The organism is Pelodictyon phaeoclathratiforme BU-1, from assembly GCF_000020645.1.
Lineage (GTDB): Bacteria > Bacteroidota > Chlorobiia > Chlorobiales > Chlorobiaceae > Chlorobium > Chlorobium phaeoclathratiforme.
The window spans coordinates 1254405-1272544 of the sequence record NC_011060.1; the positions used below are offsets into that span (position 1 = coordinate 1254405).

Consider the following 18140-nt stretch of genomic DNA (forward strand, 5'->3'; position numbering starts at 1 on the left):
AAAGCGAAATGTTTTTCAGTTTTGATGATTTAACCGTAGATTACACAGGCGTAAAGAGCTGAATTCTTGCCGAAGATAGACGGAATAACCGAAGCTGTTCCTTTTTTATCCCGTGTGTACTGCGATTAACCATTAGTTTCGTTCTGTGATGGCGGGTATAAAATTGTCGACAGCAAGCAGCCGATTCTCCTGGAGCAGTCATCCTGGTAAAATTGGCATAGTGTTCGATTGCGCACGACCGGATACATGCCACAGACGTAATGCCTGTTGTGTAGAGCATCGCTATTTACCATCAAGGTTTCGCAACACATACATCTCCAGCCTGAGTCAAGCATACCTGATCTGGATTGCCCATAGTGTAAAAAATGCATATCCGGAGCAACTGATTACCGGGTTGTCTCTCCTTACGGGTTGCCTGCTTTCCGAATTTATGGAACGAAAATAAAGTATCCATGTTGCAAGACAAATACGATAAAAACGCAGACGAAGCTCATGCCAGCATGGTGCATGGGAACATTGACTTGAGTTTGCTTGATATTTTTCCCGACATCTGTCTTCTTATTGACAAGAACGGTTTAATTGTTTCGTCAAATATACGCTTTGCTGCCAGATTCCGCAGGCGTCCGGAAGAGTGTCTGGGTCTCAATGTTTTCGATTTGCTTTCTCATGATCTCCTGATTCCTGAGACTGCTGAACTACGCAGACATAAACTTGAGGAAGTTATCTGCACTGGAAGGCAGCTTACCTTTGAAGATGAACATGATGGGCGCAGTTATCGCCATACCATTTATCCTCTCCGCTCTCTGGCAGGTGACATCCAGAACATGTTCATTGTCGCACAGGATATAACGGATCTGAAACGATCTGAGCTGGCAGGGGAGAATGAGCAGGCGTTCAGAAAAGCAGTCATTGATGTCATCCCTGGTATCTTTTATCTGCTTGATACAGAAGTCCGACTTTCCGGATGGAATGCCTATCTGCGGGATGACATTATGGGTAAATCTGAAAGTGAGATGGCTGGCATCAATGCGCTGGAGAGTATCCATCCGGATGATTGGCTGACTATTCAGAGTAAAATGCAGAACGTTTTGATTGATGGGGTTGAGGAACGTGCTGAAATAAGGGCATTGCGTCAAGGAGGGCCTGAAATTGTCTGGTTTCTGATGACGGCAAAAAAAATAGTACTCAATGGAACCCCGTTTCTCATTGGTATGGGAATCGACATTACTGAACGCAAAAAGGCGGAGAGCGAACTTCAGAATCTGAACCGTTCACTTCTTGCGATCAGCAATTGTAATCAGGTACTTCTTCACGCCCATGATGAAACAGAATTGTTGAGTGCAATCTGTCGTATCGTTGTTGAGATTGGCGGTTATCGGATGGCGTGGGTTGGCTATGCTGAAGATGATCCGTCAAAAAGCGTACGTCCGGTTGCTCAGGCAGGCTTTGAAGAGGGTTATCTGGATATGCTGATGATCTCCTGGGCAGATGTCGAACGTGGTCGAGGGCCTGTGGGAACAACAATCCGTACGGGCCAGCCCTGTTCTGTCTGCAATGTGCTGTCAGATCAGCAATTTCTTCCCTGGCGTATTGAGGCGATGGCTCGTGGTTATGCTTCGGTTTTGAGTTTGCCTCTGAAATCCGACAATAAAACGTTTGGGGCATTGGCGATCTATTCCATCGTTCCGGATGCCTTTAATGCCGGCGAGATGACGCTGCTCACAGCTCTGGCCGACAATCTTGCCTATGGAATTTCAATGTTGCGAACCCGCAGGGCACAAGAGGCGGCAGAGGAGGCACTGCGTCAGAGTGAAGCCCGCTACCGGAGCCTGTTTCAGAATTACCATACCGTGATGTTGATCAGTGATCCGGAGAATGGTATGATTGTTGACGCCAATCCGGCAGCCATCAGCTTTTATGGCTGGGAGTTGAATGAACTCTGCCGAAAAAAAATCAGCCAGATAACTGTTTCGACGCCGCAAGAGGTTACGTCGGAAATGGAAGGAGGCTGTAATGAGGAGAGTAATCCTTTTCATTTCCGTCATTGCCGCTCTGATGGCTCTGTTCGCGATGTGGAAGTTTTCAGCGCTCCCGTTGAAATTCAGGGAAAAATGCTTCTCTATTCCGTTGTTCACGATGTTACTGTGCGCCTGCGCCATGAATCACTCATTCTCTTCCGTCAACGTCTGCTCCAGATGGCAGAGTCTCACTCGGTTGAGGAGCTGCTGAGATTGACTCTGGACGAAGCTGAAAGAGGTACAGGGAGCAAAATTGGGTTTTATCACTTTTTCGGGGAGAATGATGCGACATCCCTGCAGGTTTGTTCGACCAATGTATACAAGAATATGCAGGGGGGAGTGCAACAGTTCACGCATCCATATGTGAAAGGAGAGGAGTTGTGGGCTGATGTTCTGCATGGGCAGAGCGCCGTGATTACCAACGAATACAAAAGAGATGAGCGTCAGAATAACTTGCCGGGCAGCCATCCTGAAATAAAGCGAACATTGGTCGTTCCTGTACTTCAGGGAGAGAAGATTGTGGGCTTTTTTTGGGTTGGAAACAAGCCAGAGGCCTACATTGATGACGATATTCATTTGGTACGTACCATAGCAGATAGTGCATGGGATATCGTTTCTCGCAAGCTTGCCGAGCAGGCGCAACAGGAGATGCAGTCAGCCCTTACCCAGCTTCAGAAAATGGAGCTCGTCGGACAGCTTGCCGGAGGTATCGCTCATGATTTCAATAACATGCTTGCTGTGATTATCGGCAATATAGAGATGGCTATGGATCAGGAGGCTGCTTATGAAGAGCCATTACCATTCAATCTGAAAAACATACTCAATGCCGCTACACGATCTGCGCATTTGACGCGTCAACTCCTCGCGTTTGCCCGAAAGCAACCGGTAATGCCATTGGTTCTCGAACTGAATACGATGGTTGAAACCATGCTTTCGGTTCTGCGACGGCTGATTGGTGAAAATATCACCATTGTCTGGATTCCTGATACCCATCGTTGTCTGGTAAAAGTCGATCCATCACAGATTGATCAGATTCTTGTCAATCTCTGCATCAATGCCCGCGATGCAATTGCCGGAATAGGTAAAATTACTATTCAAATCGGCAGGCTCTGTGAGAAAAAAACTCTTGTTCCACCCTTGCATCCCTGTAAAATAGTCGGTGATTACGTAACACTTTCGGTTCGTGATAACGGTTGTGGTATTGAAAAAGAGCATCTTCCCCATATTTTTGAGCCCTTTTTTACCACCAAGGAGCCGGGAAAAGGGACTGGTTTGGGACTTTCAACAGTCTATGGCATTGTCAAACAAAACAATGGTTGCCTCGACTACAAGAGCGAACCGGGAAAGGGGAGTACTTTTAAAATTCACCTTCCCCGATACCAGGAAGGTTATGGCGATATCGAAGAGGATGAACCGGCTCCGCCAGAAGGCAAACAGGGTAAAGGAACGATACTCCTTGTGGAAAACGAACACGATATTCTCATCCTTTGTCGGGCGGCACTTGAAGAGGCTGGATACACTACGCTTTCGGCTGAGACCCCTCGTGAAGCAATCCGGCTTGCCCGGCAATACAACGGAGAGGTTGATATGCTTCTGACCGATGTTGTTATGCCTGACATGAACGGTTGTGACCTTGCCAAAGAGCTTCAGTCGATCATTCCGGACCTTAAAACGCTCTTTATGTCCGGTTATTCAAGTGATGTGATTTCCCGGCACGAGATGCTTGTCGAAAGGGTTAACTTTATTCAGAAGCCCTTCTCCCTGAAATTACTGACCACGATGGTGCATAATTTGCTCAATCATGCAAACCCATGATCTGTAAGGTAGTTGTAATTTATTCAGAGATCGAAAAGAGAGCTGAGTATCCAGGAAATTGCACTGATGACGATCGAGCCTGCTATAGCCCATCCAAAGTTGTCGATGGAGAATCCCCCGACAAGTGAGGCCGCAAACTGCAGAAGAAAGGCGTTGATGACCAGCAGAAAGAGCCCCAGCGTTACAATGATAAATGGTATTGAAAAAAAGAGCAGCACAGGCCGTACAACAGCGTTGATGAGGCCGAGCACCAAAGCAACAAGAATTGCAGCGCCAAAACTTTTTATATGAATTCCGTCGAGGATATGCGCAGTGGCATAAACCGCGCAGGCATTGATCAGCCATTGGATCAGGATATGCATCATCGCTCCCACTTTGATTTTTTTATTCCAGAAACAGTACAGCAAAATGTAACCAATTCAGCCAACTATCCCTTGTCGCACTTCCTTGTCGCACTCCCTTATCCAGTCACATTAAGCTCATCAAGTGCGTTCTGGAGTGTTTTGCATCCCGTGATGATGATGGGGAGATTTTTCAGTGATGGTTTCAGTTCGCGGGTATTGGCTTCGGGCAGCACAATTTGCTTGAAGCCAAGATGGGCCGCCTCCCTTATGCGCCGTTCGCTGTCGCTGATAGCCCTCAGTTCACCTGCAAGACCGATTTCTCCGCAGCAGACCGTTGCCGGATCGACCGGACGGTTCATCAGCCCTGAAGCAATGGCAGCAGCAATGGCAAGGTCTGCTGCGGGTTCAGCCAGTTTCAGGCCGCCGGCAATTTTTACGAAGACATCCTGTCCCCAGGTTTCGATGCGAAGCCTGTTTTCAAGCACAGCAAGGATAATCGACATGCGTTTCAGGTCGAATCCTGTGCTGATACGCTGAGGCATGGAGTAGTTGGTCTTCGAGACCAGCGCCTGAACCTCAACCAGAAGTGCTCTTGTTCCTTCGATAGCAGCCAGGATTGAATTTCCGGGCACATCGGTTCTGCGTCCGGAGATAAAGAATTCCGACGGATTACTGACCTCTTCAAGGCCACTCTCATCCATACGGAAGACACCGATTTCATTGGTGGAACCGAAGCGGTTCTTGACTGAGCGGATAATGCGGTAGCGCTGGTACCCTTCACCTTCAAACTGCAGGACGGTATCGACCATATGCTCAAGGGCTTTGGGTCCGGCAAGCGCACCCTCCTTGGTGATATGGCCGATAATCATCAAAATCACATTTTGCTGCTTGGCCGCCCTGATGAGCGTGGCAGCACACTCCCTGATCTGGGTAATGGTACCGGCAGAACTCTGGTATTCATCAGAATGGACTGTCTGAATGGAATCAATAATGACCAGTGCCGGTTTCTCGTGTGCAATGATTGCAAGGATGCTCTCAAGGTTCACTTCCGGTATCAGCCAGAGGTTAGGAGCCTTAATGGAGAGGCGCTGTGCCCGTTCGCGGATCTGGTTCGGCGACTCTTCACCGGAGATATAGAGCACCTTGGCCGGTGCGAGGCGGGGAGCAAGCTGGAGCATGAGGGTAGATTTACCAATACCGGGTTCTCCTCCCACCAGAACAGCAGATCCCTGCATAAGTCCTCCTCCGAGTACCCGGTCGAGCTCTCCAATGCCAGTCATGACTCGCTGAAATTCCGAGGGCACAGAGTCATGCAGGTTCTCCATAACGGCAACTCCTCTTGTTGAACCATCCCTCTGTTTTTTCTGTTCGGGCTCGACACGGCTCTCCTGAAGTGTCCCCCAACTCTGGCATTCAAAACATTTCCCCTGATATTTCAGGGAGATGGCCCCGCAGTTAGAGCAGATGTATCTGGTAGAAGATCTGGCCATTCTGCTCTACAGATTGTTAATGCGCTGGAATGACTGAAGCGTGTTTTTCAGCAGCATGGCAATGGTCATGGGACCGACTCCTCCGGGAACGGGGGTCATGGCTGAAGCAACGGTTGAAACAGCTTCGAAATCGACATCCCCGACGAGACGGTAGCCGCTTTTCGTCGATGGATCCTCAATGCGGTTGATGCCGACATCAATGACCACGGCTCCGGGTTTTACCATATCAGCAGTAATGAATCCTGCCTTGCCAATAGCCGCGATGAGGATGTCGGCCTGCAGGGTGTAGAATGGTATATTTTTCGTGGCGGAGTGGCAGATGGTAACGGTGCAGTTGGTGGCATCGAGCTTCTGCAGCATCAGGTTCGCCATAGGTTTGCCGACAATATTGCTGCGTCCGACAACAACACAATGTTTACCCCTCGTTTCAATGTTATAGCGTCCGAGAAGTTCAAGAATGCCATAAGGGGTGCAACTGACAAAACATTTGTCGAGATGCCCCATCACAAGACGACCAAGATTTTCGGGATGAAATCCATCGACATCTTTTGATGGATCAATGGCAAGGGTGACGGCAAATTCATCAATCTGTTTCGGAAGCGGTTGCTGGACAAGAATACCGTGTACCGTCGGGTCGTTGTTCAGTTTGTGAATAGTCTCAATCAGATGTTTTTCAGTGGTGTCATCGGCCATTTCAATCACCGTGGAAATCATGCCAATCTCTTTGCATGTTTTGGCTTTATTGCGTACATAAACCTGCGATGCCGGATCCTGGCCGACAATGATAACCGTCAGTCCCGGGACTTTGCCTGTGATGGATCGGAAGTTGTCAACACTGGCTTTCAGTTCGTTTTTCAGGTCAAGCGAGACCTTTTTTCCGTCGATAATGAGCATGGTGATATGGCTTTGTTTTATATGTTCCTTTCCGGGGTGATCTTCAGGCTCTCAGCGGAGAGCTGCATATAGCTATGAAAAATTCATCGAAGCAGCAAATATGAAAAGCAATGAGTTGCTTGTCAGAGGCAGAAGTGTCGTTTTTTTTATGAACAGAAGTGTTGTACTGTTGTCAAATTATCATGAGGATGGTTCGTTATGTCGCTGGTTTCTATAGGTGATGTTCTTGTTGACAAGGATGTTTTGAAGGCTTTTTTTTCATGCGATCTTCAGGAGTGCAAGGGCAAGTGTTGTGTAGAGGGGGAACTTGGCGCCCCGTTATCCGAGGCCGAAGCAATCCAGTTGCGCCAATCACCGGAAGAGTTGCTGCGGATGCTCCCTGAAAAAAGTGTAAAGTATATCCGAAGGCATGGTCCGGTTGAACTCTATCAGGGAAGGCACTACAGCCGCACCATTGATAATCGTGAATGCGTTTTTGCCTTTGTGCGTGACGGGATAACCTTTTGCGCCATTGAAAACGCATTTCGAGAAGGCATTATCGGCTTTGACAAACCGTTATCCTGTCGATTGTTTCCGATAAGGGTAAGAAAAAAGTTTGGTTTGGACTATCTTGTCTATGAGCAGCACTCCATGTGTCGCTCCGCCCGGAAAGCGGGTAGTGAGTCCAACGAACAACTTATTGATTATGTTCAGCTTGCTCTTGAATCATTGTATGGTAGAGACTGGATCGTGAGCCTGAAAGCATTTGTCGATTCTTCCACTCTGCGTCATGGCTGATATCCGGCTTCAACAAAGACAATCATTACAGCTCTCTGCACAGCAGATTTTAAGCAGTCAGCTCCTTCAGCTTCCGATGCTCAACCTTGAACAGCGTATTTATGAGGAGTTACAGGAAAATCCGTTACTTGAAGTAGTTGAAGAAAGTAAGGAGAGTGTCGGTGAAGTCGTTGCAGGCAGTGACGGGTCGAATGGTGACGATATGTTCGATGCGGTTGAACGCTTCAGTAAAAGTGCACTCAAGGAGCGCTCCGATGCGCCATTTTCTGTCGAAGATTCTGAAGGAAGGCTCAACTTCACCTATGAAGGCGGCTCAAAGGAGAGGTTCTTTCAGGCCGTTCAGCATGACAGTTTCCATGATACCCTGCTCCGGCAGTTAACATTACATGAAGAGGTCGGGGAGCGGGAGGCAAGGATTGCGGCCGAGATTCTTGGTAATCTTGACGGCGACGGTTATTTTGGCGAGGACTATGGAGTGATTGTTGACAGTCTGCACTTTGATGGCCTTGATATCAGCCAGAGGGAAGTCGAGGAAGTTGTGCGCAAAATTCATTTTCTTGATCCTCCTGGTATTGCCGTCAAAGATTTGCGTGAGCGGTTTCTTGTTCAACTGCAGGCCGGTTCGGAGCGTTATCCATCAAAGACGTATGAGGTTGCGACACGGATTCTTCGTGATCATTTTGATGATTTTCTGCACAGGCGCTTTGAACTGTTGCTGAAAAAACTTGCTGAGACAAAAGAGGGCGTTGAAGCGGCTGTTTCGGCCATCATCCGGCTTGATCCTCATCCCGGCATTTTTCAGGATGAGGGTGGATATATTACGCCGGACTTTCTTGTGAGCTATGAGAATGGTGCATTGATTGCAGTGCTCAATGACAGAAGCGCACTTTCTGTCAAGGTTACCGACCGTTATCAGGAACTTCTGAAAAACAGGAAAGCTCCAAAAGAAGAAAAGCAGTTTATACGGAAAAATATTCTGCGGGCCAATGAGTTTACAAGCGCCATTGAGACCAGGCGCCAGACGCTGCTGAAGGTGATTGAAGCGTTGATGAAACGGCAATATGGCTTTTTTGTTTTTGGCCCCGAACGTGTGGTGCCACTTGGCATGAAAACTATTGCTGCCGATACCGATCTTGATATATCGACGATCAGTCGGGCCGTCAATGGAAAATATGTACAGACCCGCTTTGGCGTTTTTGAGCTGAAATATTTTTTCAGCACAGGACTTTCGACCGGGGAGGGTGAAGATCTGTCAAGCAAGGTTATTCGTCAGCAAATTGCTGATATGATCAGCGGGGAGGATTCCGCAAATCCCCTGAGTGATGAGAGTATAACGGAGATGCTTATGAAATGTGGAATACATATTGCAAGAAGAACGGTTGCAAAATATCGGGAACAAATGCAGATTCCAGTTGCAAGATTAAGAAAAAAAATATTTTGATAGATGAAGAATAACCAAAGGCCAGTGATCCGTTCAACGACGGTTATCGGTGTAATAAGGGACGGCAAGGCTGCGCTCGGAAGCGATGGACAGATGACGCTTGGAAATACGGTCATCAAACACTCGACGCGGAAAATCAGGAGACTCTATCACGGAAAGCTTGTTGCCGGTTTTGCGGGAGCGACGGCGGATGCCGTGACCTTGCTTGACCGTTTTGAAGAAAAGCTTGAGGCCTATAATGGAAAGCTTGACCGTGCGGCAGTTGAACTTGCCCGAGACTGGAGAACAGACAAGTACCTCCGGCGTCTTGAGGCCATGCTGGCAATTGTCAGTCACGACAAGGCGCTGATTATCTCCGGAACCGGGGATGTGATAGAGCCGGAAGATGGTATTGTAGCCATTGGAAGCGGCAGTATGTATGCCCTTGCTGCTGCACGCTCGCTCATGAAACACTCAAGCCTTCCAGCCAAAGAGATCGTCCTGGAAAGTTTGAAGATAGCGGCTGATATCTGTATTTATACGAACGATCATATTATTGTCGAAGAGGTCTGAGCCCCTGTGTTATCAGGGCTGCCGGCCCAAAGCTTTTTTTGTAATCTACATTTTATTGCATGGAAACGACTACGAACAGTGAGGGATCTGTTTTGGCATTATCTGAAGCAAACAGAGGGAAGAGCAGTTCTATTGCAGCAAGTAATCTGACGCCAAACCAGATTGTTTCGCTTCTTGACAAATATATCATCGGACAGAAAGATGCGAAAAAATCGGTAGCCATAGCCCTCCGCAACAGGCTTCGTCGTCAGCATGTGAGCGATGATCTTCGTGATGAGATCATGCCCAACAACATTATCATGATTGGCCCGACGGGTGTTGGAAAAACCGAAATTGCCCGCAGGCTTGCCAAACTCGCAAGAGCTCCCTTTGTCAAGGTAGAGGCCTCGAAATTTACTGAAGTGGGTTATGTCGGTCGTGATGTAGAGTCAATGATCCGCGACCTTGTTGATCAATCGGTAGCTATGGTGAGAAGCGAACGCTCGGAAGAGGTTCGTGAAAAGGCTGTCCTGCTTGTTGAAGAGCGTCTGCTTGATATTCTCCTTCCTCCTGTTGCCTCTTCACGCAATGCGGAGAGTGATGATGAGAGCTCGGCTGAGGAAGGAGTGACTGAGTCACCAGCCGCCGATGAGCACGACAAGTCACTTGAGGTCAATCGGCGAAGCCGCCGCAAAATGCTTGAACGTCTCCGCAACGGAAAGCTCGAAGATCGCCAGATTGAAATGGATATCACCGGTGATGCTCCTGGCGGGATGATGCAGGTTTTTGGACCCCTCGGCCAGATGGAAGAGATCGGCGGAATCATGCAGGATCTCATGAGCGGACTGCCCCGTAAACGCAAGAAAAGAAGGGTTTCGATTGCCGAAGCCCGCAAGATTCTTGAGCAGGAGGAGGTACAGAAGCTTATCGATATGGACAGTGTTGTCAAGGAGGCTATCAACAAGGTTGAACAATCCGGAATTGTCTTCATTGATGAAATCGACAAAATAGCCACCCCATCGTCAGGGTCGGGCAGTAAAGGGCCTGATGTCAGCAGGGAGGGTGTGCAGCGTGATCTTCTGCCCATTGTCGAGGGCTCCAATGTTGCGACCAAACATGGCATGGTCAAGACTGACCACGTACTCTTTATTGCCTCCGGCGCATTCCATGTTGCCAAGCCCTCCGATCTGATTCCCGAGTTGCAGGGCCGCTTTCCGATCCGGGTAGAGCTGAAAAGCCTCACGGAAGAGGACTTCTATCTCATTCTCACGCAGCCTGAGAACGCCCTTATCAAGCAGTACTCAGCTCTCCTTGCTACCGAAGGGGTTGACCTGACCTTCAGCGATGGCGCTATTCGGGAGATTGCCAGAATTGCGGCCAGAGTCAATGAGAGTGTTGAAAATATCGGAGCAAGGCGCCTGCATACGATTATGACCAATCTTCTTGAAGAGCTGATGTTCAATATCCCGGAGAATTTTTCCGATGAACGGGTGGAAATTGATGAAACCATGGTGAAGGAAAAACTCAACCATGTGGTTGCCGACAGGGATCTGAGCCAGTATATCCTCTAACTGCTTTTTGTAAACCTTGACTGAGCCAGTCCGGAGAGAGGGCTGGCCGCAACAATCATGATGAGCGCCATGACGATACTTGTTCTCAATGGACCGAACCTCTCCCGGCTTGGAAAACGAGAGCCGGAGGTTTACGGTCGTCAGACACTCGACGATATCAATCGTGAGCTGGCTGCAAGTTTTCCGGAACTCTCTTTTGACTTCTTCCAGACGGAATCAGAGGGAGCGCTGCTTGAAAAACTCTTCAACTGTGAGGATAAGGGTGGTTACCGGGGCGTTGTGCTCAATGCCGGAGCGCTGACCCACTACTCTATCGCCCTGCGTGATGCCATCAGTGCCATAACCATCCCTGTTGTTGAGGTGCACCTCTCCAACATCTATGCCCGTGAAGAGTTTCGCCGCAAATCAGTGATTTCCGAGGTTTGTGCTGGCGTTATCAGCGGCTTCGGGGCAAACAGCTACCATCTTGGTGTCAGGGCTCTCCTCGGCATGACCTCACTTGAACCAGATTGAATCCGGGTACTTACGGTGGAGTGTTTTGTCGAGTCCAAACCATTGGCCTGACGGGAAAATCATCATCAGCACCGAAAAAATCATGAAGGGTGGGAGAGTGAGGTTGTAGAACCCTCCTGCCGCGAAGTTCAGCACCAGGAAGAGCGCAAAAGCCGCATTTGCCCGGACGGAAATCCCCAAAACAAGGCACACTCCTATGATCAGCTCCCCTATGGTGACAATCCATGCGATTGGCATGGCAGCAGGAATGGCAAACTGTTCAAGGTAGAGCGCCTGAAAGTTGTTCAGTTGCGGGGGAGCGGTGAGGCGCTCTACAAAAAAGTTATGCATCTTGTCGCTCCATAACCACCCCTTAACCAGTTTATGCCAGAACCCATACAGAAAAAAGATGGCAAAGAGATAACGTCCAGCAAGAAAAAGGGTAATCCCGACCGTTCTGAATGGATTCTGTTTCATCTCATGTATGGTTAAAGTCCGTTGCGCTCAAAGATGATATCGACACTGCTTTTCAGCTTTTTCAAAATGTTTTCGGAGCTGAAGAGTTCGGTAATTTCTGCCGGAGTGATCTGTTTCAGTAACTCCTCATCTTTCAAAAGCAGGTCGCGCAGGTGCACCTTGGTCGACCAGCTCTTCATAGCGTTTCGCTGTACCAGTTTATAGGCGATTTCACGGGTCAGCCCTTTTGCTGTAAGAGCGAGCAGGATGGTCTGCGAGGTGGTGAGTCCATATGAAGAGTTAAAATTCTCCTCCATTCTCTCAGGGTAAACAAGCAGGGTATCAAGGGCTTCGCTGAAGGTGCGCAGCATGTAGCAGAGCGCTGTGGTCGAGTCGGGCATGATGATGCGCTCAACCGATGAGTGGGAAATATCGCGCTCATGCCAGAGTGCCACGTTTTCCATGGCAGCCAGGGAGTTCGAGCGAACTACGCGGGCAAGTCCGGTAAGCCTTTCAAAGGTGATCGGGTTACGTTTGTGGGGCATGGCGGAGCTGCCTTTCTGTCCCTCGCTGAAAAACTCTTCCGCTTCACGCACTTCAGTACGCTGCAGATGGCGCAGTTCAACCGAGAATTTCTCGATAGAGGAGGCGATGATAGCAAGTGTTGTGGCAAATTCAGCGTGTCGGTCGCGCTGGAGAATCTGTGTCGATATCGAGGAGGGTACGAGATCCAGTTTCCGGCATACTGCGGCTTCAATATCGGGAGAAAGGTGCTGATAGGTGCCCACCGCTCCTGAAATTTTACCGACGGAGATGGTTGTTACGGCCTTTTTCATCCGTTCGAGGTTTCTGAGCATCTCCTGGTGCCACAAGAGCAGTTTCAGACCGAAGGTGGTCGGCTCGGCATGAATGCCATGGGTTCTGCCCATTTCAAGGGTGTATTTAAACTCAACAGCCCTTTTGGCAAGAACCGTCACAAGTTGCTCAATATCGGCAACAAGAATTTTTCCGGCATCACGCATCTGCATGGCCAGGCTGGTATCGCCCACATCCGAAGAGGTGAGCCCTTCATGAATGTAACGGGAATCGGGGCCGACATTATTGGCTACGTTGGTCAGAAAGGCAATGACATCGTGTTTCGTCTCTTTTTCGATCTCAAGAATTTCGGCAACATTGAAGGCTGCTTTTTGTTTGATGGTCACAAGCGCCTCTGCAGGTACCAAACCCGCCTCCATGCGAGCTTCAACAGCGGCAATTTCAAGTTGGAGCCAGCGTTGGAATTTTGCCTCTTCTGTCCAGATGGCAGCAATGTCTTTGGGTGAATAACGTGGTATCACTTGTTGGATTCAGTTTAGTATGTTGTCGTAAATGGATGCAATATAGTGACCGAAGCCCTGAAAAGCCACACTTCCGGCAAAAGGCCTCTTATTGTTTATCGCCCCCGTTTGTCTCTCCTCTCAATTCATGGTAAATCACTCGTATATAATCAAGAGCGGTATTGCGGTCGTAGGCAATCAGGCCGTCAATGACCGCATTTTCCATCCTTTTCTTGATCATCCCCACCATTTTCCCTTCCGTCAGCCCGAGCGTTGCCATAATATCTTCACCGCTTATCGGAGGGCGCCATTTGGCAAGCTGGTCTTTTTCTCCAACTTCAGAGATCTTTTCCTCAACATGGTTGAAGTTGCTCATGATGCGTGACACCTTTCTCGGATTTTTACTGGTGACGTCAGCCCGGCAGAGGTGCATCAGATCCTGAAGATCCTCTCCCGCATCAAACATCAGCCGTCGAATGGCCGAATCGGTAATCTCCTCTTTCGACAGGGGAATCGGGCGATGATGGAGGCGTACCATCTTCTGGACATAGTCGAGCGGATCGAGTGGCCAGCGCATCTGGCGGAATATTTTTGCCACAATCTTCGGGCCTATGGCATCGTGACCATGGAATGTCCAGCCAACATGTTTAGCGAACCGTTTTGTCGCCGGTTTGGCAATATCGTGCAGAAGCGCAGCAACTCTGAGCCAGAGATTGCCGGAATGTGCAGCAACATTGTCGATAACCTGGAAGGTGTGAAAAAGGGTATCCTTGTGCCCCAATCCATCAACCTGTTCAATACCCGCCATAGAGGCAACTTCCGGTAAAATTTCCTGCAACAGGCCGGTTTCATAGAGGATAATGAGTCCCCTTGACGGGCGGGGGGAGAGCATGATTTTGAAAAACTCCTGACTAACCCTCTCAATCGAAACAATCCTGATTCTTTCATGCATAGCCTTCATAGCCTCAACAACATCAGGGAGCAGTCTGAAATCAAGCTGAGCCGAAAACCGGGCAGCCCGCATCATCCGCAGCGGGTCATCGGAGAAGGTCTGCAGAGGATCAAGCGGTGTTTTCAGAATGCGGGCCTCGATATCGGCAACCCCGTTAAAACGGTCGATGATCTGGTTCCGTTCTTTGCTGTTCAGTACAAGGGCAAGAGCATTGATGGTGAAATCCCGTCGTGAAAGATCGTCGTCAAGTGTTCCGATAAGCGTCACCGGTTTTCTGGAGTCGTTATTATAGGACTCTTTGCGAGCCCCGACAAGTTCAACCTTGAAGGAACCCTGTATCGGGTCGGAGAGCTCAAGTTGAGCGGTGCGGAACCGTTCAAAAAGGATAAAATTCCGGCCATTCAGCTTGTCGCGTACCGCTTTTGCAAAAGGGAGAGGATCGCCGGTCACCATGATATCGATATCGGTACAGGCTCTCTGCATAATCATGTCGCGAACATAGCCGCCGACAAGGTAACAGCCGATGCCGTTTTCATCGGCCATGTCGCCGATACGATAGAGTATCTCAGGTAAGAGAGCTTGTGAATCTGTGGTCATTGCCTGTTTGCCTTGCACGGGTCAGTTATTCAAGTAAGGCTGCATTGGCGGCAATTTCGTCAGCGATTTTGCCTGCAACCATAATCGCCCGGCGTCCGTCAGAGGAGCTGACCGGAGCTGGCGTGTTGTTTCTGACGGTATTGATAAAATATTCAAGTTCGTCACGCAACGCATTTATTTTCGGAATTTCCGGGTGGATATAGTCCAGAACCATCCCCTGCATGGTCTCCTGAATTTCACCGAACTGTTCAAGTATTTTACGCGCAGCAAAGGATTTGAGCGGGTTTTTGGAGGAGGCCTCACTCTGTTTCACCAGCCTGAATACCTCCGATTTCCCGGTCGTCAGATCCAGTGAGGCGTAACTTTTCGGGTCATTGCAAAAAAAACGGAGCTTGCGCATTCTGTTGCGGCTGAGTCTGCTTGCGGTAACATTTGCTGCTGCACCGTTGACAAAATCAATTCTGGCCGTTGCCATGTCGAGTTCATTGGAGAAGACCTTCACCCCCGAAGCGGCGATATGCTTGATCTCGGAAGGTATAAGAGAGAGAACCAGATCAATATCGTGAATCATCAGGTCAAGAACCACAGAAACATCCGTCACCCTTCGCGAAAACCCGCTCAGCCGTTCAGCCTGGATATAGATGGGACGCCCGATAGAGGATTCCACCGCCCGCAGCGCCGGGTTGAAGCGCTCAATATGACCAACCTGGATACGTACCCCGTTTTCTGCTTCAAGCCGAATCAGTTCGTCAGCCTCTTCAATTGTCGTCGTTATGGGCTTTTCAATAAACAGGTGCAGCCTCTCGCCAAGCAGGGTTCGGGCTATTTCATAGTGGGAGCTTGTGGTGGTTGCAATAACGGCAGCATCACAAGCGTTAGCCAGAAGCTCAAGCGAGCTGAAACGCGTAACACCATATTTCCGGGCCATCTCTTCAGCCCGGTTACTGTCGAGATCAAAGAGCCCTGCACAATGGACATCAGGCCGCTCCTGTGCAATTTCCGTGAGGAGCTTTGTGTGAAACTCTCCCAGCTTGCCCACTCCGATAACGCCAATTTTCATAATAGGTACTCCTGCATTGATAACATATCCGGATAAGCTCTTTCAGCCATTGTTAGCTTCAGTTGAAGGGTCAAGGGCTTCAATTTTGTACTTGAAGAGGCTGAGTGCAATGATTGCCCCAGCGAGAGTCAGAATTCCGGCGACAATATAGGGCGCATGAAAGTTCATGCCATAAAGGATACTGCCGCTGAAAGGCCCCATAATGCGGGCAAAAGAGTTGACTGACTGTGAAAGACCAAGAATCTGTCCCTGCTGCTGTTTATAGCTGTAGAGCGAAATCATGGAAAGGTTGATAGGCGCAACCAGACTGGTGCCGATAGCAAAAAAGAAGAGGATAACCAGCCCGATTGAAAAGAGCGAACTCTGAGGTGCGAACGGTACAAAAAAGACACCAATAAAGGTGAAAAAATGGCCCCAGAGAAAAAGCTTGTGCTCACCCAGCTTCTTGATAAGCTTTCTGATAAGACCACCCTGCACAATGACAGACCACACTCCGACATAGGCAAAGATATAACCGATCTGCTCGTCAGTAGCTCTGAAATACTCCTTCCAGAGCAAAATGGATGCAACCTGCATATTCACAATGGCAAAGGTATAGATGTAGTTTGCAATCATCAGCAGGGCAAGGGGGCGTGAACTGAAAGTCAGTTTCAGTCCATCAACATACTCAGTGGCTTTTTCACCAAGAAAGAGAGAGACCGATCGACGGGGTGCGCTCTCGGATGTTCGCTTTTTCAGAAAGCCGAACACCATCTTCTGAGCATTCCTGTTTGACTCGGGAAGCAAAAAGATAGCAAGGATAAAGTCGAGAGAGATCAGTGCCGCAGAGACATATCCGACCATCGGAATACCGTAATAGTGCTTGAGCACACCTCCAATCAGCGGGCCAATAATAAAGCCTATTCCGAAAGCGGCTCCGATCATGCCCATCGCTCCCGAACGATTTTTACTGTCGGTGACATCAGTGATATAGGCCTGAGCTGTGGCAATATTGGCCGACCCAATACCCGAGAGTCCACGGGCAAAAATAAGGAGGGGAATGGTGCTGGCCTGTGATAAAACAAGATAGGATACAGCGGTGACAAAAATACTGATCAACATGACCGGTCGCCGACCGATTTTGTCGCTCAGCTTGCCCCAGAGAGGGGAAAAAATAAACTGCATGATGGAGAAAATTGCAGCAATCAACCCGATCATGGCAGGATTTGCACCGAGATCCTTGGCATAGGTCGGCAGCAGTGGAAGCACAATACCGAACCCGATAAGGTCAAGTAAAACCGTCAGGAGGACAATGACCAAGGGAGCGCGCTTCATGCATGATTTCGTTTTGTTCTGCCAAAGGCCCAAAGATAAAAAAATTAACGTCGATTCTCTGACAGGGAGCGCCAAAAAATCAGGGAGCAGCTCTCTCAACAGGATAAATCGTTCGATGTAACTGTGCTATCCCTTCAAGAACCCTCGGGCCAGGGCGAAGAAAGAGGCTGTTATCGAACTGGTCATAAACCTGACGCTGTTGTACGGCAGCAACAGAGCCCCAACCGGGACGCTCCATGAGCTTGCTGGCAGCAGAGACATTTTTCGACATGTACATGCAGGCAATCACCTCCGGGCTCTTCTTGATTACCCACTCCTGCGATATTTCGAAATACTCTTTATCCACAACATCTCCGATATTCCTGCCACCGGCATAGGCAATAAGTGCAGAGGTATAACTTCCTTTTCCGCCTGTCCAGAAAGGATCATCCCAGATTTCAAGATAGACACTCTTTTTCTTGGCTCTCTTTTCTGCCTTTGTTTTAAACATCGCAAGACCCTCGCTGATAGAGAGGGCCAGACTGTCGGCCTCTCTGGTATGACCGGTCAATTTTCCCAGTTTTCTGAGGGAGGCAGGAATATCATCCGGGCTTTTGCATGCGATATTCTCTCTCTGAATACCAAGCGCCGATATTTTTTTCCCCATCTCCTCATCGGCCAGATCAACATCAACCACCAGATCGGGATGGATCGAAGCAAGCAGCTCAAGCGAAGGGCGTCCAAAAGCCCCCACTACAGGCACCTGTAATGCTGCAACAGGCCAGTCGCAGGCGCTGGTTCTGCCCACCAGTTGATCGCCAGCGCCAATAGCAAAAATCATCTCCGTCAGGCTTGGAGCAAGGCTGATGATTCGGGGTTTGCCCGTTGGCGATTTGTTTTCATGCTGTTTGTTTGCACATCCTGAGGCCAGAAGCAGGAAGAGCAAACAAAAAACAGAGAGGGTGGTTTTAGCGCGGAAGCTGTTTCGCATAGTGTTGAATGATCTACAGGTTTTCATATCGAGGGCTTTCCGGTACATTCTGTTAAATTCCTGTTCATGCTTATCAGGCAATAGTAAAATAAAATCATGGCA

Annotated in this window: 15 protein-coding genes; 6 read left to right on the top strand and 9 right to left on the bottom strand. The window is 49.0% G+C overall.

Annotated features, from left to right (window positions below):
• The first annotated feature begins 452 nt into the window (after nt 1-452).
• On the top strand, nt 453-3833 hold the full coding sequence (locus tag PPHA_RS14555; RefSeq protein WP_012507966.1) for a GAF domain-containing protein: 3381 nt from the start codon (nt 453-455) through the stop codon (nt 3831-3833).
• 23 nt (nt 3834-3856) lie between these two features.
• Here the strand turns inward: PPHA_RS14555 and PPHA_RS06000 are convergent, their stop codons facing one another.
• From PPHA_RS06000 to folD, 3 genes are all read right to left on the bottom strand, one after another.
• Nucleotides 3857-4198 carry a phage holin family protein gene (locus tag PPHA_RS06000; RefSeq protein WP_041526454.1) on the bottom strand — a complete coding sequence of 114 codons (342 nt, stop codon included), beginning with the start codon at nt 4196-4198 and terminating at the stop codon, nt 3857-3859.
• 95 nt (nt 4199-4293) lie between these two features.
• Nucleotides 4294-5667 carry a DNA repair protein RadA gene (gene radA, locus PPHA_RS06005; protein WP_012507968.1) on the bottom strand — a complete coding sequence of 458 codons (1374 nt, stop codon included), beginning with the start codon at nt 5665-5667 and terminating at the stop codon, nt 4294-4296.
• 6 nt (nt 5668-5673) lie between these two features.
• Nucleotides 5674-6561 (bottom strand): bifunctional methylenetetrahydrofolate dehydrogenase/methenyltetrahydrofolate cyclohydrolase FolD, encoded by an 888-nt coding sequence (gene folD / locus PPHA_RS06010; RefSeq protein ID WP_012507969.1) that lies wholly within the window; start codon nt 6559-6561, stop codon nt 5674-5676.
• Nucleotides 6562-6759: 198 nt separating this feature from the next.
• Between folD and PPHA_RS06015 the strand changes: the two genes are divergently transcribed.
• From PPHA_RS06015 to aroQ, 5 genes are read left to right on the top strand one after another with little or no spacing between them, the layout of a single operon-like run.
• Nucleotides 6760-7338 carry a DUF3109 family protein gene (locus tag PPHA_RS06015; RefSeq protein WP_012507970.1) on the top strand — a complete coding sequence of 193 codons (579 nt, stop codon included), beginning with the start codon at nt 6760-6762 and terminating at the stop codon, nt 7336-7338.
• On the top strand, nt 7331-8779 hold the full coding sequence (gene rpoN / locus PPHA_RS06020) for an RNA polymerase factor sigma-54 (protein ID WP_012507971.1): 1449 nt from the start codon (nt 7331-7333) through the stop codon (nt 8777-8779). Before PPHA_RS06015 ends, rpoN begins: the two co-directional genes overlap by 8 nt.
• Before the next feature lie 3 nt (nt 8780-8782).
• Nucleotides 8783-9331 (top strand): ATP-dependent protease subunit HslV, encoded by a 549-nt coding sequence (hslV, locus tag PPHA_RS06025; protein WP_012507972.1) that lies wholly within the window; start codon nt 8783-8785, stop codon nt 9329-9331.
• Nucleotides 9332-9390: 59 nt separating this feature from the next.
• Nucleotides 9391-10881 (top strand): ATP-dependent protease ATPase subunit HslU, encoded by a 1491-nt coding sequence (gene hslU, locus PPHA_RS06030; RefSeq protein WP_012507973.1) that lies wholly within the window; start codon nt 9391-9393, stop codon nt 10879-10881.
• A 60-nt stretch (nt 10882-10941) separates the two neighbouring features.
• Nucleotides 10942-11394 carry a type II 3-dehydroquinate dehydratase gene (gene aroQ / locus PPHA_RS06035; RefSeq protein WP_317623610.1) on the top strand — a complete coding sequence of 151 codons (453 nt, stop codon included), beginning with the start codon at nt 10942-10944 and terminating at the stop codon, nt 11392-11394.
• Here aroQ and PPHA_RS06040 read toward each other — a convergent pair.
• From PPHA_RS06040 to PPHA_RS06065, 6 genes are all read right to left on the bottom strand, one after another.
• Entirely contained in the window at nt 11377-11850 is a 474-nt protein-coding gene (locus tag PPHA_RS06040; RefSeq protein WP_012507975.1) for a DoxX family membrane protein, read from the bottom strand. The genes aroQ and PPHA_RS06040 overlap by 18 nt on opposite strands.
• Before the next feature lie 11 nt (nt 11851-11861).
• A complete protein-coding gene (gene purB / locus PPHA_RS06045) occupies nt 11862-13166 on the bottom strand; it encodes an adenylosuccinate lyase (protein WP_012507976.1) in 1305 nt (434 codons plus the stop codon).
• A gap of 88 nt (nt 13167-13254) precedes the next feature.
• Nucleotides 13255-14694: a CCA tRNA nucleotidyltransferase gene (locus PPHA_RS06050; RefSeq protein ID WP_012507977.1), complete on the bottom strand. Its 1440-nt coding sequence runs from the start codon at nt 14692-14694 to the stop codon at nt 13255-13257.
• Between the two features lie 25 nt (nt 14695-14719).
• The gene (locus tag PPHA_RS06055) at nt 14720-15754 is read right to left on the bottom strand and encodes a Gfo/Idh/MocA family protein (RefSeq protein ID WP_012507978.1); all 1035 of its coding nucleotides are present in this window, start codon (nt 15752-15754) and stop codon (nt 14720-14722) included.
• A gap of 42 nt (nt 15755-15796) precedes the next feature.
• Nucleotides 15797-17068, bottom strand: a complete 1272-nt coding sequence (locus PPHA_RS06060) for an MFS transporter (RefSeq protein WP_012507979.1) — start codon at nt 17066-17068, stop codon at nt 15797-15799.
• 79 nt (nt 17069-17147) lie between these two features.
• Nucleotides 17148-18038: a cobalamin-binding protein gene (locus tag PPHA_RS06065; protein WP_041526455.1), complete on the bottom strand. Its 891-nt coding sequence runs from the start codon at nt 18036-18038 to the stop codon at nt 17148-17150.
• Nucleotides 18039-18140 lie beyond the last annotated feature (102 nt).

What these genes read in the sequence shown, in the direction of transcription:
- PPHA_RS06050 (WP_012507977.1), bottom strand. Translation starts at nt 14,694, where the DNA reads ATGACCACAGATTCACAAGCTCTCTTACCTGAGATACTCTATCGTATC.
- aroQ (WP_317623610.1), top strand. Translation starts at nt 10,942, where the DNA reads ATGAGCGCCATGACGATACTTGTTCTCAATGGACCGAACCTCTCCCGG.
- PPHA_RS06040 (WP_012507975.1), bottom strand. Translation starts at nt 11,850, where the DNA reads ATGAAACAGAATCCATTCAGAACGGTCGGGATTACCCTTTTTCTTGCT.
- hslU (WP_012507973.1), top strand. Translation starts at nt 9,391, where the DNA reads ATGGAAACGACTACGAACAGTGAGGGATCTGTTTTGGCATTATCTGAA.
- PPHA_RS06015 (WP_012507970.1), top strand. Translation starts at nt 6,760, where the DNA reads ATGTCGCTGGTTTCTATAGGTGATGTTCTTGTTGACAAGGATGTTTTG.
- PPHA_RS06055 (WP_012507978.1), bottom strand. Translation starts at nt 15,754, where the DNA reads ATGAAAATTGGCGTTATCGGAGTGGGCAAGCTGGGAGAGTTTCACACA.
- hslV (WP_012507972.1), top strand. Translation starts at nt 8,783, where the DNA reads ATGAAGAATAACCAAAGGCCAGTGATCCGTTCAACGACGGTTATCGGT.
- PPHA_RS06060 (WP_012507979.1), bottom strand. Translation starts at nt 17,068, where the DNA reads ATGAAGCGCGCTCCCTTGGTCATTGTCCTCCTGACGGTTTTACTTGAC.
- PPHA_RS14555 (WP_012507966.1), top strand. Translation starts at nt 453, where the DNA reads ATGTTGCAAGACAAATACGATAAAAACGCAGACGAAGCTCATGCCAGC.
- folD (WP_012507969.1), bottom strand. Translation starts at nt 6,561, where the DNA reads ATGCTCATTATCGACGGAAAAAAGGTCTCGCTTGACCTGAAAAACGAA.
- PPHA_RS06000 (WP_041526454.1), bottom strand. Translation starts at nt 4,198, where the DNA reads ATGATGCATATCCTGATCCAATGGCTGATCAATGCCTGCGCGGTTTAT.
- PPHA_RS06065 (WP_041526455.1), bottom strand. Translation starts at nt 18,038, where the DNA reads ATGCGAAACAGCTTCCGCGCTAAAACCACCCTCTCTGTTTTTTGTTTG.
- radA (WP_012507968.1), bottom strand. Translation starts at nt 5,667, where the DNA reads ATGGCCAGATCTTCTACCAGATACATCTGCTCTAACTGCGGGGCCATC.
- rpoN (WP_012507971.1), top strand. Translation starts at nt 7,331, where the DNA reads ATGGCTGATATCCGGCTTCAACAAAGACAATCATTACAGCTCTCTGCA.